At 71.8% G+C, this 22,510-nt stretch carries 21 protein-coding genes; 11 read left to right on the top strand and 10 right to left on the bottom strand.

The window, feature by feature from the left end:
• Window positions 1-79: 79 nt before the first annotated feature.
• Window positions 80-2,494, top strand: coding sequence for an MMPL family transporter (locus AMK33_RS11005; protein WP_073932625.1), 2,415 nt, complete (start codon window positions 80-82; stop codon window positions 2,492-2,494).
• Here the strand turns inward: AMK33_RS11005 and AMK33_RS11000 are convergent.
• The 8 genes from AMK33_RS11000 to AMK33_RS10965 form a co-directional block, all read right to left on the bottom strand.
• Window positions 2,487-3,260, bottom strand: a complete 774-nt coding sequence (locus AMK33_RS11000; protein WP_073932624.1) for a TetR/AcrR family transcriptional regulator — start codon at window positions 3,258-3,260, stop codon at window positions 2,487-2,489. The genes AMK33_RS11005 and AMK33_RS11000 overlap by 8 nt on opposite strands.
• Before the next feature lie 31 nt (window positions 3,261-3,291).
• Complete coding sequence (locus tag AMK33_RS10995; RefSeq protein ID WP_073932623.1) at window positions 3,292-3,795, bottom strand: thiol-disulfide oxidoreductase DCC family protein; 504 nt, start codon at window positions 3,793-3,795, stop codon at window positions 3,292-3,294.
• A complete protein-coding gene (locus AMK33_RS10990) occupies window positions 3,792-4,199 on the bottom strand; it encodes a hypothetical protein (RefSeq protein WP_073932622.1) in 408 nt (135 codons plus the stop codon). The genes AMK33_RS10995 and AMK33_RS10990 overlap by 4 nt, the downstream gene beginning before the upstream one ends.
• A gap of 164 nt (window positions 4,200-4,363) precedes the next feature.
• A complete protein-coding gene (locus AMK33_RS10985) occupies window positions 4,364-5,143 on the bottom strand; it encodes a succinate dehydrogenase iron-sulfur subunit (RefSeq protein WP_030829816.1) in 780 nt (259 codons plus the stop codon).
• Window positions 5,143-6,897 carry a succinate dehydrogenase flavoprotein subunit gene (gene sdhA / locus AMK33_RS10980; RefSeq protein ID WP_073932621.1) on the bottom strand — a complete coding sequence of 585 codons (1,755 nt, stop codon included), beginning with the start codon at window positions 6,895-6,897 and terminating at the stop codon, window positions 5,143-5,145. Before sdhA ends, AMK33_RS10985 begins: the two co-directional genes overlap by 1 nt.
• 19 nt (window positions 6,898-6,916) lie before the next feature.
• Window positions 6,917-7,399: a succinate dehydrogenase hydrophobic membrane anchor subunit gene (locus AMK33_RS10975; protein ID WP_073932620.1), complete on the bottom strand. Its 483-nt coding sequence runs from the start codon at window positions 7,397-7,399 to the stop codon at window positions 6,917-6,919.
• Window positions 7,400-7,404: 5 nt separating this feature from the next.
• Window positions 7,405-7,785, bottom strand: a complete 381-nt coding sequence (gene sdhC / locus AMK33_RS10970) for a succinate dehydrogenase, cytochrome b556 subunit (RefSeq protein ID WP_073932619.1) — start codon at window positions 7,783-7,785, stop codon at window positions 7,405-7,407.
• 178 nt (window positions 7,786-7,963) lie between these two features.
• Window positions 7,964-8,626 (bottom strand): 2-oxo-4-hydroxy-4-carboxy-5-ureidoimidazoline decarboxylase, encoded by a 663-nt coding sequence (locus AMK33_RS10965; RefSeq protein ID WP_107425085.1) that lies wholly within the window; start codon window positions 8,624-8,626, stop codon window positions 7,964-7,966.
• A 173-nt stretch (window positions 8,627-8,799) separates the two neighbouring features.
• Between AMK33_RS10965 and AMK33_RS10960 the strand changes: the two genes are divergently transcribed.
• The 4 genes from AMK33_RS10960 (at window position 8,800) to AMK33_RS10940 (ending at window position 12,402) form a co-directional block, all read left to right on the top strand.
• Window positions 8,800-10,413 carry a beta-N-acetylhexosaminidase gene (locus AMK33_RS10960; protein ID WP_073933033.1) on the top strand — a complete coding sequence of 538 codons (1,614 nt, stop codon included), beginning with the start codon at window positions 8,800-8,802 and terminating at the stop codon, window positions 10,411-10,413.
• Between the two features lie 109 nt (window positions 10,414-10,522).
• Window positions 10,523-11,029, top strand: a complete 507-nt coding sequence (locus AMK33_RS10955) for a hypothetical protein (RefSeq protein WP_073932618.1) — start codon at window positions 10,523-10,525, stop codon at window positions 11,027-11,029.
• Between the two features lie 105 nt (window positions 11,030-11,134).
• Window positions 11,135-11,692: a hypothetical protein gene (locus AMK33_RS10950; protein WP_073932617.1), complete on the top strand. Its 558-nt coding sequence runs from the start codon at window positions 11,135-11,137 to the stop codon at window positions 11,690-11,692.
• Window positions 11,693-12,006: 314 nt separating this feature from the next.
• Window positions 12,007-12,402, top strand: a complete 396-nt coding sequence (locus AMK33_RS10940) for a hypothetical protein (RefSeq protein ID WP_073932615.1) — start codon at window positions 12,007-12,009, stop codon at window positions 12,400-12,402.
• A gap of 91 nt (window positions 12,403-12,493) precedes the next feature.
• Here AMK33_RS10940 and AMK33_RS10935 read toward each other — a convergent pair whose 3' ends face one another.
• The gene (locus AMK33_RS10935) at window positions 12,494-15,124 is read right to left on the bottom strand and encodes an FG-GAP-like repeat-containing protein (RefSeq protein ID WP_443030914.1); all 2,631 of its coding nucleotides are present in this window, start codon (window positions 15,122-15,124) and stop codon (window positions 12,494-12,496) included.
• Between the two features lie 360 nt (window positions 15,125-15,484).
• Here AMK33_RS10935 and AMK33_RS10930 point away from each other — a divergent pair, with 360 nt between their 5' ends.
• The 6 genes from AMK33_RS10930 (at window position 15,485) to AMK33_RS10905 (ending at window position 21,099) form a co-directional block, all read left to right on the top strand.
• Window positions 15,485-15,916: a hypothetical protein gene (locus AMK33_RS10930; protein ID WP_073932613.1), complete on the top strand. Its 432-nt coding sequence runs from the start codon at window positions 15,485-15,487 to the stop codon at window positions 15,914-15,916.
• A gap of 320 nt (window positions 15,917-16,236) precedes the next feature.
• Window positions 16,237-17,031 carry a DUF3152 domain-containing protein gene (locus AMK33_RS10925; RefSeq protein WP_073932612.1) on the top strand — a complete coding sequence of 265 codons (795 nt, stop codon included), beginning with the start codon at window positions 16,237-16,239 and terminating at the stop codon, window positions 17,029-17,031.
• Window positions 17,032-17,205: 174 nt separating this feature from the next.
• Window positions 17,206-17,823 (top strand): RNA polymerase sigma factor, encoded by a 618-nt coding sequence (locus AMK33_RS10920; RefSeq protein WP_073932611.1) that lies wholly within the window; start codon window positions 17,206-17,208, stop codon window positions 17,821-17,823.
• Window positions 17,824-18,045: 222 nt separating this feature from the next.
• Entirely contained in the window at window positions 18,046-18,942 is an 897-nt protein-coding gene (locus AMK33_RS10915; protein WP_073932610.1) for a hypothetical protein, read from the top strand.
• A 397-nt stretch (window positions 18,943-19,339) separates the two neighbouring features.
• The gene (locus AMK33_RS10910) at window positions 19,340-20,014 is read left to right on the top strand and encodes an RNA polymerase sigma factor (RefSeq protein ID WP_073932609.1); all 675 of its coding nucleotides are present in this window, start codon (window positions 19,340-19,342) and stop codon (window positions 20,012-20,014) included.
• Window positions 20,014-21,099, top strand: coding sequence for a hypothetical protein (locus AMK33_RS10905; protein ID WP_073932608.1), 1,086 nt, complete (start codon window positions 20,014-20,016; stop codon window positions 21,097-21,099). Before AMK33_RS10910 ends, AMK33_RS10905 begins: the two co-directional genes overlap by 1 nt.
• Before the next feature lie 200 nt (window positions 21,100-21,299).
• Here the strand turns inward: AMK33_RS10905 and AMK33_RS10900 are convergent, their stop codons facing one another.
• Window positions 21,300-22,166 (bottom strand): L,D-transpeptidase family protein, encoded by an 867-nt coding sequence (locus tag AMK33_RS10900; RefSeq protein WP_073932607.1) that lies wholly within the window; start codon window positions 22,164-22,166, stop codon window positions 21,300-21,302.
• Window positions 22,167-22,510 lie beyond the last annotated feature (344 nt).

Genomic DNA, 22,510 nt, shown 5'->3' with positions numbered 1-22,510 from the left:
GCGCGGGTGCCGCCGTCGATTCTGCTGCCCAGGACCTGGGGGACCGACCGAGCGACGAAGGAGCGGAAACGTGGCGGTATTGGCACGCTGGTGCTATCGGCATCGGCTGGTGGTCCTGTTGCTGTGGGTGGGGGCGCTGCTCGGACTGGGGGTTTCGGCGAGCAGCGCGGGCACGAACTACGCGGAGGTCTTCTCGCTGCCGGACACGGACTCCAAGCGGGCGATCGACCTGATGGAGCGGGCGTTCCCGGAACGCGCCGGCGACACCGACACCGTGGTGTGGAAGGTCGACGAGGGCTCCGTGCGGGACGACTCCGTACGGTCCCGGATCGAGCCGGCGCTCAAGGAGATCGGGCGGATGGAGGGCGTGGGCGCCGTCACGGATCCCTACGGCGCCCAGGGCGCGGCGCAGATCAGCGAGGACGGGCGGATCGCCTACGCGCAGGTCACGTTCGCCGAGCAGGCGGACGCCGTGCCGAAGGAACTGGTCCAGGACGTCGTCGACACCGCGCAGGGCGCCGCGCGCGACGGGCTCCAGGTGGAGCTGGGCGGCCAGGCCATCACACGCGTCCAGGAACCGCCGACGGGCATCGCCGAGCTGGTCGGCATCCTGGCCGCCGCGGTCGTGCTGTTCGTGGCCTTCGGGTCGCTCTTCGCGATGCTGCTGCCGATCGTGGTCGCCGTCTTCGGCGTCGGCACCGGCATGTTCGGCACCCAGCTCCTCAGCCATGTCACCAACGTTCCCGAACTCGCCACGCTGCTCTCCACGCTGATCGGTCTCGGCGTCGGCATCGACTACGCCCTGTTCATCGTCACCCGGCACCGGCGCGGCATCCTGCGCGGCGCCGACCCGGAGGAGGCGGCGGTCACCGCCCTCAACACCTCCGGCCGGGCGGTGCTGTTCGCGGGCGGCACGGTGTGCATCGCGCTCGCCGGGATGCTGGTGACGAACCTGCGGTTCCTGGACGGCGTGGTCATCGGCACCACGCTCACCGTCGTGCTGAGCGTGCTCGCCGCCGTCACCCTGCTGCCCGCGCTGCTCGGCCTGCTCGGCCACCGGGTGCTCAGCCGCCGCCAGCGCCGCAGGCTCGCGGCGAAGGGTCCGGAGACCGAGACGGCGAGCGGTCTCGCCGCCCGCTGGTCCGCGGGCGTCCAGCGCCGCCCGCGGTCCGTGGCCGTCCTGGCCGTGGTCCTGATGGCGGCGCTCGCGGTCCCGCTGCTGTCGCTGCGCCTGGGCACCGTGGACCAGGGCAACGACGACGCCTCCATGACCACCAGGAAGGCCTACGACCTGCTCGCCGAGGGCTTCGGACCCGGCTTCAACGGGCCGCTCCAGGTGGTCGTGGACGGCGAGGCGTCCGACAGCCTGGTGACGGTCCTGGAGAAGACCGAGGGCGTCGCCCAGGTCGCCGCCGTACCGCCCGCGAACGGTGTCAGCGTCATCCAGGTCGTCCCCACCACGTCCCCGCAGGACGCGGAGACGGACCGGCTCATCGACACCCTGCGCGACGACGTCATCCCGGACGCGGGCGTGGAGGCCCATGTCGGCGGGGTGACCGCGGTGTCCAAGGACTTCGCGACGGTGACCGGCGAACGGCTGCCGCTGTTCATCGGCACGATCATCGGCCTGGGCTTCCTGCTCCTGCTGCTCGCGTTCCGTTCCCTGGTGGTGCCGCTGACGGCCGCCGTGATGAACCTGCTCGCGGCGGCGGCCTCCTTCGGCGTCCTGGTGATGATCTTCCAGTGGGGTTACGGCCTGGACCTGCTGGGCCTCGGCAAGGAGGGCCCCATCGCGTCCTTCCTGCCGATCATCATGCTGTCGCTGCTGTTCGGGCTCTCCATGGACTACCAGGTGTTCCTGGTGAGCCGGATGCACGAGGAGTGGGTGCACACCCGGGACAACGCCCGCGCGGTGCGCGTCGGCCTCGCGGAGACCAGCCGCGTCATCAACTCCGCGGCCCTGATCATGGTCTGCGTCTTCCTCGCCTTCGTGCTCAGCGGTGACTACGGCGCCGCCATGGCGGGCGTGGGGCTGGCCGCAGCGGTCGCCCTGGACGCGTTCATCCTGCGTACGGCACTGGTGCCGGCCGTGATGCACCTGCTCGGGAAGTCCAACTGGTGGCTGCCGGCCGGTCTGGAGAAGCGGCTGCCGCATCTGGCGGTCGAACCGAAGGAGGAGGCCGTGGCGGCCGAGCAGGGCCCCGCCCGGCACGAGGGCCCCTCCTCGGTGGTCCACGGCTTCGTCCGCACGGCCGACGGCGAACCCGTCGAGGGCGCCGCCGTCACCCTGCTGACCTCGGGGGGCCGCCAGCTGGACCGTGTGGTCTCCCTCGCCGACGGCGCGTACATCGTCTCCGTACCGGCCCCGGGCACCTATCTGCTCGCGGCCACGGCGACCCCGCTCGGCTCCCGCGCGGCCCACGTGACCGTGACGGACGGTCCACTGGTGCACGACGTGGAACTCGTGCCCGGTGAGGTGGACGCCGTCAACTGACGGTGCCGGGGCGCCCGTCGTCGGCGGGCGCCCCCTTCTCCCTCTTCGCCGGGTTCGGAAGCGCCTTCGTCATGCCGGGCAGGAACTCCGTGAACAGCTCGTGCACCTCGCGCACCAGGGGCCGCAGCACCCGGAAACGGGCCAGGGCGATGCCCCGCGCGGTGATCCGGGCGCCGCGCTCGGCCAGCCGGTAGCTGCGCTCCCGGCCCTCGGTGCGGTCGAAGATCCAGTACAGGACGAGCCCCATCTGGGACAGCCACATCAACTCGGGCAGGATGTCCCGCAGCTCCTCCGGCACCTTGCTCTTCGTCCCGGCGAGCACCGCGCGGTGGACGCTGATCGCCTCCACGCGCGCGTGCTCCGACTCGGGGGAGAAGGGGCTGAGCGGGCTGTCCGGGTCGGCGGCGTTCTTGAAGAACTGCACCGCGAACTCGTGGTACGGCGTGGCGATGTCCAGCCACGCCTTCAGCACGCCCGCGAGCCGGGCCTCCAGGTCGGTCTCCCGGCGCAGGACCTCCCGGACGGCCACCTGGTGCTCGGCGGCGATCCGGTCGTAGAAGCCCTGGATCAGGTGTTCCTTGCCCTCGAAGTAGTAGTACGCGTTGCCGACGGAGACGCCCGCCTCCTTGGCGATGGCCCGCATGGTCGTCTTGTCGTACCCGCGCTCCTGGAACAGCCGCATGGCGGTCTCGAGGATCAGGGCGCGGGTCTGCTCGGACTTGCTGAGGGTGGCGCCGTCGTCGGGGCCGTCGTTCTTCGCGGGCACGGAAGGAGCCTAACGCCAGGGAGGGGCCGCCCTACGGGGCGGTGCAGGTGCCCGCCTCGCAGCTCGGCGCGGTGTAGCTCCAGCCGTCGCGCGGATCGTACGTCCACCCGTCACCCCGGCGGTACACGCCGCCGCCCCACCCGGACGCCATTCCGCGCCACTTGGCGGCGGCCAGCACCGCGCCCTTGGCGAGCCGGGCGCCGGCCGGGGTGCTCAGCCGGTGGGCCAGCCGCCGGTGCTCCCGCAGCGCCCACAGGGTGACGACCCAGGCGGCGGCGCCCCGGTACACCTGCCCGGCGTCACCCACCACGGTGATCTCCTCCAGGGTGGACCCGTGGTCGAGGCCGGGGAACCGGGCCCGCGCCGCCTCCGAGGCCGCCGGGACCAGCTCCAGGGGCACCAGTTGGGGCTGGCGCACCAGCCAGTCCCGTACGAAGGCGCACAGGGAGCACTCGGCGTCGTACAGCACGGTGAGCCGGCGGACCGGGACGCGCGCGGCGCCCCGGTCCTCATGCGTGGCCGTCACGCCGCTCACGCCCCGGCCTGAGGGGCCGCCCAGCCCTGCGGCGGCACCGGCGGGACCTGCTCCCGCTCCATCACCCCGCGGCGCCGGATCTTGTTGAGCACGTACACGTTGCCCAGGTGCATCACGCCCAGTACCAGCAGCACCACGCCGAGCTTGGTCGACAGGGCCTCGAAGATGCCGCGCGTGTCGGTGATCGTCTCGTCGTCGCTCAGGTACAGCGCGACGAACCCGAGGTTGACGAGGTAGAAGCCGACCACCAGGAGGTGGTTGACGGCGTCGGCGAGCTTCTCGTTGCCGTGCAGCACGTCGGAGAGGAAGATCCGCCCGTTGCTGCTGAGCGTACGAGCGACCCAGACGGTCAGCCCGATGCTGACCACCAGGTAGATGACGTAGGCGATGACCGTACGGTCCATGTCCCCCAGCCCTTCTTGAACACGTTCAAAACGCTGACGGGAGAGACTCTAGACCCTTCTTTTGAACGTGTTCAACTCAAGGGTGCGGTGGGCTGCGTCACGGATCGCCGAAGGGCCCCGTCTCCGGCGGAGACGGGGCCCTCAGGGACGTACTGCGGCGTGCCTCAGTAGCGGCGCGTGATCAGCGCACGCTTCACCTCGGCGATCGCCTTCGTGACCTCGATGCCGCGCGGGCAGGCGTCCGTGCAGTTGAAGGTCGTGCGGCAGCGCCACACGCCGTCGCGGTCGTTGAGGATCTCCAGGCGCTGCTCGCCGGCCTCGTCACGCGAGTCGAAGATGAAGCGGTGCGCGTTGACGATGGCCGCCGGGCCGAAGTACTGCCCGTCGTTCCAGAACACCGGGCACGAGGACGTGCAGGCGGCGCACAGGATGCACTTCGTCGTGTCGTCGAAGCGCTCGCGGTCCTCGGCGGACTGCAGACGCTCGCGCGTCGGCTCGTTGGTGTCCTTCGTGATCAGGAAGGGCATCACGTCCCGGTACGCCTGGAAGAACGGCTCCATGTCCACGACCAGGTCCTTCAGGACCGTCAGGCCCTTGATGGCCTCGACCGTGATCGGCTTCTCGGGGTTGATGTCCTTGATCAGCGTCTTGCACGCCAGGCGGTTCTTGCCGTTGATCCGCATGGCGTCGGAGCCGCAGATGCCGTGGGCGCAGGAACGGCGGAAGGTCAGCGTGCCGTCCAGGTCCCACTTGATCTTGTGCAGCGCGTCGAGGACACGCTCCTTCGGGTCGATCTCCAGCTGGAAGTCTTCCCAGACCGCCTCGGCCGAGACCTCCGGGTTGAACCGGCGGATCCGCATCGTGACGGTGATGTACGGGGAGTCGGCGAAACCGGGCTCGGGGGAACCGGCCGCGTCCGCCTTGTCCAGAACAGGGGTAGCCATCAGTACTTACGCTCCATCGGCTGGTAGCGGGTCTGGACGACCGGCTTGTAGTCCAGACGGACGGTCTCGGTGCCGTCGGCGCCGACCTCGCGGTACGCCATCGTGTGGCGCATGAAGTTGACGTCGTCGCGGTTCGGGTAGTCCTCGCGGTAGTGACCGCCGCGGGACTCCTTGCGGGCGAGGGCGGACACCGCCATGACCTCGGCGAGGTCCAGCAGGTTGCCCAGCTCGATCGCTTCCAGCAGGTCCGTGTTGAACCGCTTGCCCTTGTCCTGGATGGCGACGTTCTTGTAGCGCTCGCGCAGCTCGGCGATCTTCTCGACCGCCGTCTTGATCGTCTGCTCGGTGCGGAACACCATGACGTTGGCGTCCATGGTCTCCTGCAGCTCACGGCGGATGGTGGCCACCCGCTCGTTACCGGTGGAGGACCGCAGCCGCTCGATCTGCTCGACGACGAAGGACTCCGGGTTCTCCGGCAGCTCGACGAAGTCGGCCTTCTGGGAGTAGTCGGCCGCCGCGATACCGGCCCGCTTGCCGAACACGTTGATGTCCAGCAGCGAGTTGGTGCCCAGCCGGTTGGCGCCGTGCACGGACACACAGGCGACCTCGCCGGCCGCGTACAGGCCCGGCACGACGGTGGTGTTGTCCGACAGGACCTCGCCCTCGACGTTGGTCGGGATGCCGCCCATCGCGTAGTGCGCGGTCGGCTGGATCGGGATCGGGTCCGTGTACGGCTCGATGCCGAGGTACGTCCGCGCGAACTCCGTGATGTCGGGCAGCTTGGCGTCGAGCTGCTCCGGCGGGAGGTGCGTGAGGTCCAGGTAGACGTGGTCGCCCTCGGGACCGCAGCCGCGGCCCTCGCGGATCTCCGTGTAGATGGAGCGCGAGACGACGTCACGCGAGGCGAGGTCCTTCATGACCGGCGCGTACTTCTCCATGAAGCGCTCGCCGTCCTTGTTGCGGAGGATGCCGCCCTCACCGCGGGCGCCCTCCGTCAGCAGGATGCCCATGCGCCAGATGCCGGTCGGGTGGAACTGGAAGAACTCCATGTCCTCCAGCGGCAGCCCGCGCCGGTACACGGCCGCCTGGCCGTCACCGGTCAGCGTGTGCGCGTTCGACGTCACCTTGAAGAACTTGCCGGTGCCGCCGGAGGCGTAGATCACGGACTTCGCCTGGAAGACGTGGATCTCGCCGGTCGCCAGCTCGTACGCGACCACACCGGCCGACTTCTTGACGCCGTCGACCTCGGTGATGAGCTGGTCCAGGACGTAGAACTCGTTGAAGAACTCCACGCCCTCCTTGACGCAGTTCTGGTACAGCGTCTGGAGGATCATGTGACCGGTGCGGTCGGCCGCGTAGCAGGAGCGGCGGACCGGGGCCTCGCCGTGGTTGCGGGAGTGACCGCCGAAGCGCCGCTGGTCGATCGTGCCGTTCGGCGTCCGGTTGAACGGCAGGCCCATCTTCTCCAGGTCGAGGACCGAGTCGATGGCCTCCTTCGCCAGGATCTCGGCGGCGTCCTGGTCGACCAGGTAGTCACCGCCCTTGACCGTGTCGAAGGTGTGCCACTCCCAGTTGTCCTCCTCCACGTTGGCCAGCGCGGCGGCCATGCCGCCCTGCGCGGCGCCCGTGTGGGAGCGGGTGGGGTAGAGCTTCGTCAGCACGGCGGTGCGGCTGCGCTTGGTCGACTCGATGGCCGCGCGCATGCCGGCGCCACCGGCGCCGACGATGACGGTGTCGTACTTGTGTACCTTCATGATTTTCGCAGCCCCGTGCCTAGCGGATGTTCGGGTCGAAGGTGAAGATCACCAGCGTGCCCAGCAGGATGGTGAACACCGTGGCGGTGTAGAGCAGGCCCTTGAGCCACAGCCGGGTGTTCGGCCGCTCCGCGTAGTCGTTGATGACCGTGCGCAGGCCGTTGGCGCCGTGCAGCATCGCCAGCCACAGCATCAGCAGGTCCCAGACCTGCCAGAACGGCGAGGCCCAGCGGCCGGCCACGAAGGCGAAGCCGATCTTGGAGACGCCGCCGTCGAGCACGAGCTGGATCAGCAGGTGGCCGATGACGAGGACGACCAGGACGACGCCGGACAGGCGCATGAACAGCCAGGCGGCCAGCTCGAAGTTGCCCCGGGTGGACTTCGGGGTCTTCTTCGTCCGCTTGCGCGGGGGCTCGATGACCGGCGCCGGGTTGTCGACGGAGTAGAGCGAGGTGCCCTCGACGGGGCCGATGCCCGAGGCGGTGGTGTCAGTCGTGGACATGGGCGTCAGCTCCCGAACAGTTCACGAGCGGCGTGGCCGAGGACGGGGTAGATCGCCCCGAGCATCAGCACGACCCAGATGGCGACGACGGTCCAGAGCATCTGCTTCTGGTAGCGGGCGCCCTTGGCCCAGAAGTCGACGGCGATGACACGCAGGCCGTTGAGCGCGTGGAACAGGATGGCGGCGACGAGGCCGTACTCCAGCAGCGCGACGATCGGCGTCTTGTACGTGGCCACGACGGTGTCGTAGGCCTCGGGGGACACCCGCACGAGAGCGGTGTCCAGCACGTGAACGAACAGGAAGAAGAAGATGAGGACGCCGGTGACTCGGTGAGCCACCCAGGACCACATTCCTTCCCGGCCGCGGTACAGCGTTCCAGCCGGCACGGAAGTTTCCTCCGGGAGCGGGGTTCGGGGCCGCGCCGGCTTTCCTTGTCGGTCGGGCCCGGCCGGGTACGGTCCACCGGCCCCCAGCATGTTAGCGACGGATGCCTGTGGTGCTTACAGGGGGCCTGCCGGTGTGATCAAACTTGCACTCAAAGGGGTGCGGGGCGGGCCTTGGCGGCTACCGGGGTGGGGCTTTGTCGCGTTTGCCGGGTGCGGGCCCGTCGGTGGCCGGTCGCGCAGTTCCCCGCGCCCCCAGGATGTCGATCAACCGCCCCCTGGCCAGGCGCCGGAGTTGCTCGGCTGCCACCACCCGCTCGTCCTCCGGATCGTTCGCCAATCGTGACCGGATGTTCTCCAGGACCCGGTCCAGGGTCTCCTCCTCGGGGACGTCGTCCAGGCAGATGACGAAGACATGGCCGAACTTGGTCTCGTACGCCGTGTGGGCCGCGGTCAGGGCCGTGTGGGCGGCGGAGTAGGTGTCGTCGGGGAGGGTGGGGCGGGGTTCCGCGGCCAGGGCCTCCGCCAGTTCTTTGGAGGAGAGGTCGTACGTCGCCTCGTCGGAGGCCGCCAGGAGGGACGGCAGGTCGGGGTAGGGGCGGTGGCCGGAGAGGCGCAGGGCCCAGCGCAGGCTGCGCAGGCAGGTCAGGAGGGCGCGCTCGGCGTCCTCGGCGGGAGCGGTGTTGAACCGCTCCAGCGCGGGCGGGATGCCGGGCGCGCCGCGGGACTGTCCGGGTATGGCGACTCGGCCGGGGAGGTCTGGGAGACGGTGCGCAGGCAGCGTGGGTCCTCGTGGGCGTCGCGTGTGTGTCGGTGGAAGATGCTGTGAGAGTTGTGACGTCACGTTATCGAGTGAGTCCGAGACGTGTCCGATCGGTACCCCGAATTCACCCGGACGGCAGAGTTTGAGAACGGCTCGTCGATGCCCTTCACTCGTTCGGGTCGTACGTTGGCTGAGTGAGTCAGCACAGGCAGCACGGGCAGCACCGGCAACCCAGGCAGCACCGGCGACGGGTGCTGATCACGGCCGTCGCCGCGGGCGCGCTGGTGGCCGCGTCCGGCGTGAGCCTCGGACTCTGGGCGACCTCGGACGACGACGGCTCGCCCGCGGGCTCGACGGCGGCGTCCTCCGCCGAGACCCCCGCCGGTTCCGACGAGGCCGCCGGGACGACACCGGGCGGGAGCCCGAGCCCCAGCCGCACCTACCCCTTGTCCGAGGCGCCGCGCACCATACCCGCCGTACGCGACCACACCGCGGAGCGCGGTCCGGGCTGGCGCCCCGCGAAGGACCACCGGGTGGTCGTGGACGACCCCGCGCTGGCCGACGAGGGGCGCCTGATAGCCGGCGAGCTGGGACTGGCGTACGCGGGGGAGAAGGGCGACCGGCGGGCCGGGGACCTGAGGCTGGAGCTGAACCGGGCCGGGGGCGCGAACCCTGAGTCGTACACGATGACCGTGCGGGGCGGGAGCGTGACCGTGAGCGCCCCCGGTGAGCCGGGCGTGTTCTACGGCACCCGCACGCTCAAGCAGGCGATACGCGGCACCGGGACCGCCCCCGAGGGCGTGGTGCGCGACGAGCCCGCCAAGCAGCGGCGCGGACTGATGCTGGACATCGCGCGCAAGCATTACGACGCCGGCTGGATCGAGGACCGGATCCGTGAGCTGGGCGATCTGAAGTTCAACGAGATCGGCCTGCACTTCTCCGACGACCAGGGCTTCCGCATCGAGTCCGACTCGCACCCGGAGATCGTCTCGGCGGACCACCTCACCAAGGCGCAGGTCAAGAGGATCGTCGACCTCGCGGAGAGCCGGCACATCACCGTCGTCCCCGAGATCGACTCACCCGGACACCTCGGCGCGGTCATCGCCGCCCATCCGGACCTGCAACTGCGTGACGCGAGCGGCAGCGCGGTGCGCGGCGCGATCGACATCTCCGAGGCCGGGTCCGCCGAGATCGTCGACGACCTGCTGAACGAGTACGCAGGGCTCTTCCCTGGCGGGCAGTGGCACCTGGGCGGCGACGAGTACCAGGCGCTGGTGGTGTCCGACCCCGAGGCGTCGTTCCCGGGCCTCGCCGCCGCCGCGCGGGAGAAGTACGGCTCCGGCGCGACCGTGGAGGACCTGACCACCGGCTGGCTCAACGACCGGGCGGCCACGGTCCGCGCCCACGACCGCACGCCCCGCGCGTGGAACGACGGCTTCTTCCGGGGCGGCTCGGTGCAGGCGGCCGAGGACATCCAGGTCGCCTACTGGACCGGCAAGGAGATCGGCGCCCGGCAGCCGGCGGAGTACCTGAGCGAGGGCCGCGAGGTCGTCAACTACAACGACGAGTTCCTCTACTACGTGCTCGGGGAGCCCCTGACCTTCGTCTATCCGACGGGGGAGCGGATCTACGAGCAGTGGACGCCGCTGGTGCTGCGCGGCACCACCGCCGTCCCCGAGCGGTACGACGACCGGATCCTCGGCGGGTCCTTCGCCGTCTGGGGCGACATCCCCGGGGCCCAGACCCAGGACCAGGTCGCGGACGGGATCCGGCTGCCGCTGGCGGCGACCGTCCAGAAGCTCTGGGACCCGGACGAGCCGGAGCTGTCGTGGGCGGAGTTCCGGGACCTGGCGGGCGAGCTGGACTGACGACTCCCCGTCAGGGGGTGGATTGCCGCATACAGCTGCGAACCCCCGTACGACTGTGGTGGTGTTCTGGACAGGACGGAGAACCGACACAGCGGGGGAACACCGGCACATGGGCTACTGGGGGTATTTCGTCGTGGGCCGCGGGGAGCGGCCGCTCGCCGAGCTGGACACGCTGGCCGGCGCGGCCGGGGGCATGACCCTGCACACCTCGGCGCCCGACGGCTGGCAGGTGTGGGAGTACCCGGGCGGCCAGGGCGACATCGGGAACATGAACGATCTGGCCCGGGAGACCGGGGCGCCCGCGCTGTTCGGATACGTCATGGACAGCGACTGCGTGGTGGTGGAGGCGGCGTCACCGGAGAGCGGGGCGTGGACGACCTGTCTGGCGCGGGCCCGCATGGCCGGTTACCTGGAGGGACAGCGGGAGGGGCTCACGCTGGAGGACTACTTCCTGGAGCCCTCCGACGCCGCCGAACGGGCCGTCTTCTGGGCCGAGGAGGCGGGGCGCACCGCCTCCGCCGAGGACCTGGCCGAGGTGCTGACCGCCGACCCCGACCCGATGGCCGAAAACCTCTTCTTCCGCCTGCTCGACCGGCTCGGCGTGGTGCCCCTGTGACACTCCGGGCCCGTCGCACGCAGTAAGGGGAAATGCGGGCTCCGTGAGGGATGGGGCACGTGAGGGCCTCGCCGGGGCCCGCGAACATTCCTTGAGGAGGCGTGGATGAGCCTGGTGGAACTGATCGCACAGGCCGACGAGCGCGGGCTGGCCGTGAGCGGGTTGGCTTGTTTGGATCGGTGCGTGCCGCTGCTGGGTGGCGGCGACGAGGTGCTGCGGCCGCTGTGGGCGAGCCTCGCTCAGGCCGCGCCCGCCGGTGACTGGGCGCAGCGGCTGGAGCAGGCCCGCGGCACGCTGGACGCGGCGGCCGGCGGCGCGGACGAGGCCGTCACGCTCGCGCACCGGATGCTGGCCGGCGCCCCCGCCGAGCGGTCCGCCGCCGGGCTGCGGGAGTGGGCCGACGAATGCTCCGTCGCCGCACTGCGGATCCACCGGCTGCTGGACGGCGCCGCCGACGACTCCGGTCTCGCCGACGCCCGCCGTGACGGCCGCACCGACGGCCTGTCACCGCTGCTCGCCGCCGAACTGCGCCGTCAGCTCACGGTCCTGGAACTGCTCGCCGCCCACGGCCCGGGGGGCCTGCGCGGAGCCCTCGAGGTCTCGACGGAGGGGCGCCGGGTACTGCGCGCCGCGGTGTCCCGCCGCAGCCGCAGGGACACCTAGGGGGGTGTCGTTCGGATCAGGCGCTCCAGTGGGCGGTGCCTTGCAGTCGAGCCGAGCGGGGTCCGGTGGCGGGGGTACCTCCCACGCCCTTCAGGCAGTGGGGGGGGCATCGCAAGGCGGAGGAGGGCGCCAGGGCGGAGCCCTGGCGACCGACGACAACGCGGCGAGGTGCGGTGCCAGACCCCGCGACCCCGGCAGGATCCGAACGACACCCCCTGGGTCCGCGACCCCGACAAGATCCGGAGCAAGATCCGAACAGCAGTGACGAAACGGTTCGTCGGAGCGCTTACCAGGATGTGACGACTGCGACGACTGTGACCACACAGCAGGAGACCAGGCCCTCGGCCGCGACCAAGCCGGTCCGCTGGGCGGCGGACGCGGTGGCGGCGATGCGCGAAGGGGCACGGCTGCGCCTCGACTACTCGGCGCGCAGTCTGTGGAGCGTCGACCGGATGATCGAGGACATACGCCAGGAGGCGGCCCCGTTCGCCGCCGTGGAACTGGTGCTGCGCGGGTTCGGCGCCTACGCCGGCGAGGTGATAGCCCGTCAGACCGGCGGCGAGTGGTGGTCCTCCGGCGGCGACCACTGGGTCCGCACCCCCGACGGCCGCCTCTGGGACCCCATCGACGAGGCCCGCCGCTGCTACACGGGCGACGGCTCCCTCCGCCTGCTGTGCCGCGACGCGTCGGACGGGACGGCACGGACCTGACGACCGTGCCGTCCGGTACGACGGCGGCCGGGGTCCCGCATGGCGCGCGGGGCCCCGGCCGTCGTCGTACCGGTGATGCGGTGGTGCGGCGTTACGGCGTCAGCGTCTGCCCGATCCGCACGTCCGCCGCCAGGCCGAGGGTGCCCTTGCCGAAGACGTACGAGTCGCCGAAGCCGAGGCCCGAGCTGTTGCTCGGCAGGTACAGGAGCACGCCGTCCGACGTGTCCTCGCCGTCGGCCCCGACCGTCAGGTCCGCGCGGCCGTAGCCGGACAGGTCCGTCAGGGACACCGCGGAACCGAACCGGTCACCGGACTCCGTGGAGCCGGGGACGCCGGAGGTGTCCTGGGAGACGCCGGTCGCGCCGGAACCGGTGAGGCCGGAGGAGCCGCCGCGGAACAGGATCGCCTGGCCCGCGTCCCTGCGGGTGCCGCTGCGGGAGAGGTCCTCGCCGGGGGCGCCGGCCAGGACGTCCGCGTAGCCGTCGCGGTTGTAGTCGCCGGCCGAGACCGAGGTGCCCAGCCCGTCACCGGACTCGTTGGCGCCGGGAACGCCGGAGGTGTCCTGGTGGATCGTCCTCATGCCGGTGGTGGTGAACCCGGACGACGTGCCCAGCACCATGGTGATCCGCCCGCCCGGCGTGGTGCCGCCGGACTCGGCGGCCGCCGGCTGGCCGATGACGATGTCGTCGTAGCCGTTGTCGTTGAAGTCGCCCACGGCGATGGAACGCCCGCCCTTGACGGAGATGACGCCCGCCTTGGTCAGGCCGGACGCGGAGCCCGCGAAGCGGACGACACGGCTGGTGCCGCCGGTGTCGCGGTAGTTGAGGGCGATGTCCGCGTAGCCGTCCCGGTTGAAGTCGCCGCTCGCGGCGTCCAGGTAGGAGACGGCGCCCGTGGCGCTGGTGAGCGTGCCGTACTCGGTGGCGCCGTCGGTGTGACGGGCGTTCCAGTTGCCGCCCCCGCCGGTGCCGGCCGCGAACACGTCCGCCTTGCCGTCACCGTCGAAGTCGCCGACGGCGACCGTGGTGCCGAACCTGGCGCCGGTCTCCGTGACACCCGTCGTGCCGTACGAGAAGCCGGTGTCCAGCTCCGGGCCGTACATCACCGCGACGCCGCCGCGGTCGGCGTCACCGGTGGTGTCGTCCTCGCCGGGGATGCCGATCACGAGGTCGGCGTACCCGTCGCCGTTGACGTCGCCCCACGCGGTGGAGGTGCCGAAGCCGTCACCGGACTCGTTGGAGCCGGGGACGCCGGCGCTGCTCTGGGTGATCGTCTTCTTGGCGCCGGTGACCGGGCCGTTCAGCCCGCCGGGGATCACGGTCACGCTGCCGCCGCCCGAGGCCTTCGGGGTGCCGGCGACCAGGTCGGCGAGGCCGTCCCGGTTGTGGTCCGAGGTGGCCAGGGCGTGCGAGATGCCCGGGGTCCTGGCGAGCGAGGCGATCCGGGACAGCTTCGGGTACAGGTTCTTGCCGGGGCAGGCCGTGTAGTTGGTGTCCCGGTGGCCGAAGACCCGCGGCAGGGTGACCGACTCACCCTCGTCGATCTTGTTGCCGCTGTCGCCGGCCGCCGAACCGGAGGTCAGCGTGACCTTGCCGGTCGGGTCGATGCCGTACATGCCGAACTTCCAGGCGACGACCCGCGCGATCGAGTCCAGCGCGGCCCGGCTCGGGTGGGCGCTCTCGAAGTTGCCTATGTACGAGATGCCGAGCGTGTCGGTGTTGAAGCCGATGTCGTGCGCGCCGACCACCGGCAGGTCCATGCCGCCGCTGCGGCCCTCGAAGATCTGACCGCAGCGGTCGACGACGAAGTTGTAGCCGATGTCGTAGTAGCCGCGGGCGAAGTGCTCCTGCTGGATGGAGCGCATCCGGGCCCGCGAGTCGGCGCAGGAGACGCTGTTGTCGCTGTCGACGCCGGTGTGGTGGATGACGGCGGCCTTGATGTCGGTGCCGTAGCTCGGCGTGCCGTCGTAGTCCGTGGACGCGCCCCACTCGGCCTGCGTGATGATCGGCGGCTTCACGACCGTCGACGGGCGGGGCTCGGGGACGGTGGGCGTCGGCTCGGGGGACGCGGTGTCCGTGGCCGCCGTCTCCGACGGGGTGCCGGTCGGCTCCGCGGACGTGGTGTCCGTGGGGGAGGCCGTCTCCGTGGCGGCCGGCTCCGACGGCGTCCCGGTGGTCTGCGTCGGCGCCGGCTCCGTGGTCACCGGCGCCGTGGTCTCCGCCAGGAACGCGGCCGGCTCCATGCTCGCGACCGTCGGCGCGCCCTCGGGGTCCGTGCCCGGGTCGAGGAGCTTGACGTCCATACCGGCCGGCTGACCGCCCACCTGGGTGCCGTCGGCGTTCACCACGCGCACCTCGACGCCGTCGGCGTCGTCGGTCCACAGCGACGCCGTGCCGCCGCGGGTCGCCGCCCGCTCGCCCTCCGCGCCGTCGGCCTGGTTCGGCTCGTCCTCCAGCTCCTGCCAGCCGGACCACTTGCCGGTCTCCAGGTCCCGGGTGCGCACCTCGGGCGTGCCCTTGGCGTCCGCCTCCGGGTTGTCCCAGGTCACCAGCACCGCGCTGAAGCGCTCCGTGTCCTGCCGGTCGAGACCCCGGCGGCCCCCGCCCCGGTTCTCCAGCTCCAGCGTGTGGACGCTCGGCTCGCGGGCCTCCTCCCGCGGGTCGGCCGGCGCGGACGACGGATCGGCCACCGCGTACGTGACGACACCCGCGCCACTGAGCACGACGGCGCCGACGGTCAGCCAGGCCCGCCGTTTCAGGCCGAGCGGCTTGTACGCATGGGTCCTGCGTGGACTCAACTAACCCACCCCTAGAAAAAGCACATGGACACCACCTGTCCCACAGGTGGCACTCATCCAGCGCCGAGCGCGGGCCAAACGTCACACGTGGCGTCACCGGACCCGCACATCCCCCGAGGAGCCTCGCGGACGTACGAGAAGCGGAAAGGTTGTATGCGCCCTGTGAGTTGACTGTGTGGTGATCGCCACGTCCGCGACACGTGATGATCACGGCCTGACGTCCGCTTGGTTTCCAGGAGAATTCGAACGACTGCCCCAGTGGGGCGAGTTGAGGGGCGGTGTCGTATGGAGGCGACGGACGAGTGGATACCGGGTGCGGGACGGATGCGGTCGTACGCGGCGGCCTTCGTCGCCCGTGCGACCGCCCGCGGCCGGCTTCCGCTGGACTACTCCGTGGCCAGCCTGCGCCTGGTCGACGCCCTGGTCGACGGGCTCCGCAAGGGCGGGGCGGACCGCGAGCGGGCGCACGACACGCTGTTCGGCCTCGGTGCCTACGTCGGAGAGGTGCTCGTGCGCCGCGCGGGCGGGGTGTGGGTGGACCTCGACGAGCGGCAGCGCGCGTACTTCGGGCAGCCGGTCGGGGTCCGGATGCCCGACGGCCGGATCTGGAATCCGGTCGGCAAGGTGCACAACCGGTTCGAGGCGGGCGGCCCGCAGGAGTCGCTGGGGACCTTCTACCTGGTGCTGCACGGGCGGGCCCGGGGGACCGCCGCCTGACCATTGACACAGAAAGACATGGGGGGATTCCCATCGTAAGGAAGCGCGATGGACGCGAGGAACGACATGGACGGGGGGAACGGTCCGGACGAGGGGAACGGTCCGGACGGGGGGAACGCCACGGGCACGGGGAGCGGTCCGAGCGGGGAGAGCGGCACGGGCACGGGGAGCGGTCCGGACGAGGGGAACGGTCCGTACGTGGAGAGCGGTCCGTACGGGCAAGCAGCGGACCGGGGCGCCGGTCCGGCCGGGGCCGGTCCCGCGCCGGCGGGCCGCGCTGGACCCGGACCGCGCCGGCCGGGCTGGCCTTCGCCGTCGTGATGGTCGCCTCGGGCGCCGCCGTGGCCTACTACCAGGACCGGCAAGCGCCCGCGGCGGGCGACGCGTCCGTGGACGCGGGGGACATGCTGGAGGGCGGCACCGCGCAGCCCCGCGCGGAACGGACTCCCCGCGTCTCCGAAAGCCCCGACCCCTCCACCTCCCCGTCCCCCAGCACATCCGCGTCCGCGTCCGCCTCCGCCTCCCCCTCGTCCACCGTCATCGACATCCCGGCCACCGGACCCGGCACCTTCACCACCGCACAGGCGGACGGCAGCGTCGTCGGTACGGGCAGCCGGATGCGGCGCTACAAGGTGCTGGTCGAGGACGGCATCGACGTGTCGGCGAGCGCGGCCGCGGCCGAGATCTCCGACGTCCTCGCCGACCGCAGGGGCTGGACCCGCGACGGGGTGAACTCCTTCCAGCTCGTCAGCTCGGGCTCGTACGACTTCGTCGTGAAGATCGCCACGCCGGGCACCACGGACAACATCTGCGGTGCCGCGGGCCTGCTGACGCGCGGTGAGGTCAACTGCAGCGTGGGCACGGACGTGGTGGTCAACCTCAAGCGGTGGGTGCTGGGCTCGCCCCAGTTCGACGGACCCATCGGCGAGTACCGCGCGCTGATCGTCAACCACGAGGTCGGCCACCGCATCGGACACGGCCACGAGACCTGCCCGGGGCCCGGACGCCCGGCCCCCGCGATGATGCAGCAGATCAAGGGACTGAAGGGCTGTGTCGCCAACGCCTGGCCGTACGGCCGGGACGGCACCTATCTGGGCGGCCCCGCCGTTCCTTGATGTCGGGGCCAGGGGCGGACCGGCGCGCTCGCGTGTGCCGCACGAGGCGTGTGACGAGCTGTGACACTTTCGTGGCGCCGGACGCTGATGACCGTGGGGGTGTGGGCGCTGCCAGACGTGCTCACGCCAAGCGATAGCGGTGCGCTACGCGCTCGGTACGGACGAGGACAGTTCTTGGGCCACGGAGGGGAACCCCGCCGCGCACAGGCGTACGACGGGGAACTGGGCGCGGCCGTCGCGCGGGCCCAGAAGGGCGACGAGGCCGCCTTCGCCGTGGCCTACCGGCTCATACAGCCCGGCCTGCTCGCCTATGTGCGCGGGCTCGTCGGGGACGACGCCGAGGACGTGATGTCGGACGCCTGGCTGGAGATAGCCCGCGACCTGGGGAGGTTCAAGGGCGACGGGGCCGGGTTCCGCGGCTGGACGGCGACCATCGCCCGGCACCGGGCGCTGGACCACCTGCGCCGGCAGCGGGTACGGCCCCGGCCCTCCACGCTGGAACAGGACGTCCTGGACCTGCCCGGACCGCACAGCACCTACGACCAGGCCATGGAGGCCATGTCCACCGAGCACGCCCTCGAACTGGTCGGCGGGCTGCCGCGCGACCAGGCCGAGGCCGTGCTGCTGCGGGTGGTCGTCGGCCTCGACGGTCCCGCCGCCGCCCGCGTCCTCGGCAAGCGGCCGGGCGCGGTACGGACGGCCGCGTACCGGGGGCTGAAACGTTTGGCGAAGCAGCTCGGCGTCGAGAGTGTGACGGATGAGGCCTCGCGGACGCTGGGTGAGTCGACATGAACGTCGGCCGGGACGGCGGACACGGCGGGCGGCGCGACGGCGTCCGCCCCGGGCCGGCCGCACCCGGCGGCCCACGACGGCCCCCGAGGGCCGCAGGCTGAACAGGCCGGACATGCGGAACGTATCCGTCGGTCCGGGCGGTGCCGCTTGTGCGGCCGGTCCGCACGGTCGTGGCGGGCCGAGCGTGGGTATCAAGTGGAACGAGCAGGAACGGGAACGGACATGGGTGAACGGCAGAACGACGGCGGGCCGGCCGGCCGTCGGCGTGTGCACCCTGAGAGGGGCGCGCCGCCCTGGTCCGGCGGTCCGGACTCCGTCACGGGCGGGCGCCGGGTCGTCGACGCCGCCGACCTGGAGGCGCTGCTCGCCGCCGCGCTGATCCGCCGCGGCGTGGACGCCGGGGCCGAGCAGCGGGCCGTCGCCGCGTTCCTGGCCGCCCGGGAGGCGGGGGCGCACGGCGCGCGCACCCGGCGCCGGGACGACTGGCGGACCCGTCGGAGCCGGTTCGGCCGCCACTCGCTGAAGGCCACGCTCTCCGTGCTGGTCGCCGGTCTCACCCTGAGCGGGGTCGCGGTCGCCGGCATCGGCGTGACGGACTCCCCCACGGACAGCCCGGCGGAGGACGACAAGGGCACCCACGCCCCGTCGTCCGGCGCCACCGGCCCGTCCACCGGCGGCCCGTCCACCGGCGGCTCGGCCGACCCGGACGCCGGCCGTGACCGGCCGGACCCGGACCGTCCGGGGACCGCCCGGGACACAGAGGCCAACTGCCGCGCCTACGAGCAGGTGGGAGAGCGCGGCAAGGCGCTGGACTCGGCGGCCTGGAAGCGGCTGACACAGGCGGCGGGCGGCGCGGCGAACGTCGATGCCTACTGCGCCGGGCAACTGGCGGGGACCGGGGCCGGGGCGCCGTCCGTCAACACCGGGGCGCCCGAGAAGAAGGACAACAATTCGGCCGACCGGTCCGGAAACGGCTCCTCGGGCAACGCGAGCGACAACGCCACGCGCGGCGCGGACAACGGCTCGGGCAACGGCTCCGGAACTGCGGGCAACGGCTCGGGCGGCAGTGCGGACAACAGCACGGGGAAGCCCGGGAACCCGGGCGCCAAGCACCCGTAACGCATCTCATACGATTCTTGTGACCAGGGAAAACGCGGAGTCCGCGGGGCTCGGCGCGCTCGCGCCGCTGCCGCCGAGGCAACGGCCGGAGCCGCCACCCCCCACAGGAGAGGCCCCGGCCGTCGCGCGGCACGGGCCGCGCGGCGACCCGTACTTCCTACAGCGCCGTGGGTGCGTTTTCTGTCACACCCCCTGTGTCACGGGTTAGTTGCATCTTGGACGGACATGGACGGGCAGAGGAATCAGGCCGTAACGTGCCTTTCGCGCCAGGCCGCGACGGACACATGACCACGAACCGCCCGCGACCTGGAGCCCGCAACCACTGATTGATCGACCACGACGCCGAGAACCCGGTCCGCGAGAGCGGTGCCGGCTGAGAGCGCAGAAGGGCGCGCGCGTGCTGGGGGACGACGCGGAGCTGACCGCCGCGGTGCGTGCGGCACAGGACGGGGACGAGACCGCGTTCCGGACTGTGTACCGCGTCGTGCACCCGCGGCTGCTGGGATACGTACGGACATTGGTCGGCGAGCCCGACGCCGAGGACGTGACGTCCGAGGCGTGGCTGCAGATCGCCCGTGACCTGGAGCGTTTCACCGGCGACGCGGACCGGTTCCGCGGCTGGGCCGCCCGTATCGCCCGCAACCGCGCGCTGGACCACATACGCATGCGCGGACGCCGCCCCGCGATCGGCGGCGACGAGACCGAGCTCACCGGGCGGGCCGCCGAGTCCGACACCGCCGGCGAGGCCATCGAGGCGCTGGCCACCGACGGCGCGTTCTCCCTCATATCCCGGCTGCCGCAGGACCAGGCCGAAGCCGTCGTGCTGCGCGTGGTCGTGGGCCTCGACGCCAAGTCCGCCGCCGAGACACTGGGCAAACGACCGGGTGCCGTACGGACGGCCGCGCACCGGGGTCTGAGACGTCTGGCCGAGCTGCTCGGCGGCGATCCGGAAGCCCAACCGGAATCCGCCGGGGTGCTCGACGCCCTCCCTCCCCAGAGAGAACCACGCCGTCGTACGGTGACGTCCGCGAGTGTGACGCAGATGCGAACGCGGACACAGAAGGACATGTGATGGCCGATGAGCAGCACAGGTGGCTGGACCGCGGGACCGCGGAGCGCTTACTGAGCGGAGAGCCCCTGGAAACTGCCGATCCCGCCGCCCGTGACCAGGCCGGACGGCTCGCCGGAACACTGCGCGCACTCTCCGCGCCACCCCCTTCGGACGGCGGGGAACTCCCCGGAGAGGCGGCTGCCCTGGCCGCCTTTTGCAAGGCGCGCGAGGAGCGGGAGGGGCGGACCGAGGCGGCCCAGGGTGGGGACCGGCCGGCCGGAACGCGTCCCTCCGACATCGGAGCGGTCCGTATCGGCGTCCCGCACGGTGATCGTTCCGGAACCGCGGACGGACCCCGGCGGGGGCGTCCCCTGAGCCTCGGGCTGGCCGCCGCGCTGGTCGCCGGCATGGCCGGGGGCGTCGCGGTCCTGGCCGGAACCGGAGTCCTCTCCCCGCCCGACGGCTCCCGCTCCGACCCGGCCGCCTCCGTCACGGCCACCGGCACGCACCCCGAACGCCCCCTGGTGTCCCCTCCGCCGGAGGGCGCCGCACCGGGCGGAGCCACGCCCGAGGGCCGGCATCCCGGGAGTGCCGCCGGTACGGCCGAGGACGGCGTGGATGCCGCCGGGGACGCCGACGGGTCCCGTGCGCCGGGGAAGCCCGATGCGGACACCGGTGACGGCGCGGTCCGTTCCGGCCGCGGCGGGAAGCAGATCGCCGCGGCCTGTCGCGCGTGGCGCGACGGCAAGGCACTGAACGGCGAGCGCGAGCACCTCCTCGAGGAGGCGGCGGGCGGCTCCTCCCACGTCGGCACGTACTGCGAGGACGTGCTGTCCACGTCGGACACCTCCGGCGCGTCCGGTACGACCGGCGCCGACGGGGGAGCCCACAGCGGCAACGGGAACGGGAAGGCCGACAGTCAGAGCAATGGCCAGGGCCAGGGGCAGAGCCAGGGGCAGGGGCATGGGCATGGTCAGGATCAGGGACAGGGCAACGGTGCCGACAACGGCAACGGCGGCAACAGCGTCAGGAAGGACGACAGCGGAAACGGTGGCAACAACGGCAACGGCGGCAACAACGGCAACGGCGGCAAGAAGAACCCATGACACCGCCCCTGACCTGCCCTTTTGTTGACCGCTGAACTTTCCTCCCCGGCAGGTGTGACACTTTCGGCCCTCGTGGCGCAGTAATGAGTGAGCCGACTGGTCATCGGCTGTCGCACGGAGCCGGGGTTCCCCCCGTACCCACGGCTCGTGCACCTCGGCGCGGGCGGGACACGTTCCCCCGGTCCCGCCCGCGCCCCGTCTCACCAGTGCACGACGACCTTGTCGCCGTTCCGCACCTGGTCGTACAGCCGTGCGATCGCCGCCTCGTCCCGTACGTTGACGCAGCCGTGCGAGGCGCCGGCGTATCCCCGCGCGGCGAAGTCGGCCGAGAAGTGCACGGCCTGGCCGCCGCTGAAGAACATGGCGTACGGCATGGGCGAGTCGTAGAGCGTGGACACATGGTGCCGGGACTTCCAGTAGACGTGGAAGACACCCTCACGGGTCGGCGTGTACTCGGAGCCGAAGCGCACCGGCATCGTCGACACCGTCCGCCCGTCGATCATCCAGCGCAGGGTGCGGCTGGTCTTGCTGATGCACAGCACCCGGCCGGTCCGGCAGCGCGCGTCGGGCGCGTCGGCCGGCTGGCCGCCCATCAGATACAGCTCCCACTTGCCCGGCTCGCGCGTCATGCCGAGCAGCCGCTGCCAGGTGACGGAGTCGGTCACCCCGGTCCTCGGCAGTCCGCGCTTGCCCTGGAAGCCCCGGACCGCCTCCGCCGTCAGGTCGTCGTACGTCCCCGTCGGCCCGTGGAAGATCCAGGCGACCTGCCGCAGCCGGGCCTGGAGTTCCCGTATGTCGCGCCCGGAGTCACCGGGGGACCACAGCACGCGCGGCGCCGGGGCGCCGGGGGAGGGAGAGGACTTCTCGCCGTCCGGAGTCCGCGACGGCGACGGTGACGCGGGCGGCGACGGCGACGCGGACGGCGTCCGGCTCGGCACCTCTATCCGCACCGGCGACTTGTGCTCCCCGCCCGCCCCGGCGGGCTGCACCGTACAGCCGGCCGTACCGCCCGCCAGCGCGGCCAGGGCCGTCAGCGCCGCGACGGCCGCGATTCCCTTCCTCCCCATGCCCGTACTACGCACACCAGCCCCCCGTCGTCTCACCGGCCGCGCCCGGCCGTCACCGGAGATGTTTCCCGGACGTGACCCCCGACGAACAAAGGGGCATGGTGGTGAGTGACCGGAAGACGACCGCCGAGGTGGTGCTGTGAGCGGGGTCCCACCGAGGCTGTGAGGAAGGTCCCAGCGTGTGCCCCTCCACCGGGCCGCACGCGCACCGCTACAGTCCGTCGAAGGGTCGGCCTGTACTGACGAGTAACTGACGGGTACCGGGCGAGCGAATCGAGCAACGCTGCTCAGCGGGAGGCATCACACCATGGCGCGCGAGTCGGAGTCCGGTCTGCCCATCGAAC

It is taken from the genome of Streptomyces sp. CB02400 (genome assembly GCF_001905725.1).
GTDB classification, from domain to species: domain Bacteria; phylum Actinomycetota; class Actinomycetes; order Streptomycetales; family Streptomycetaceae; genus Streptomyces; species Streptomyces atrovirens.
This window is presented reverse-complemented; position numbering and strand designations above follow the sequence as displayed.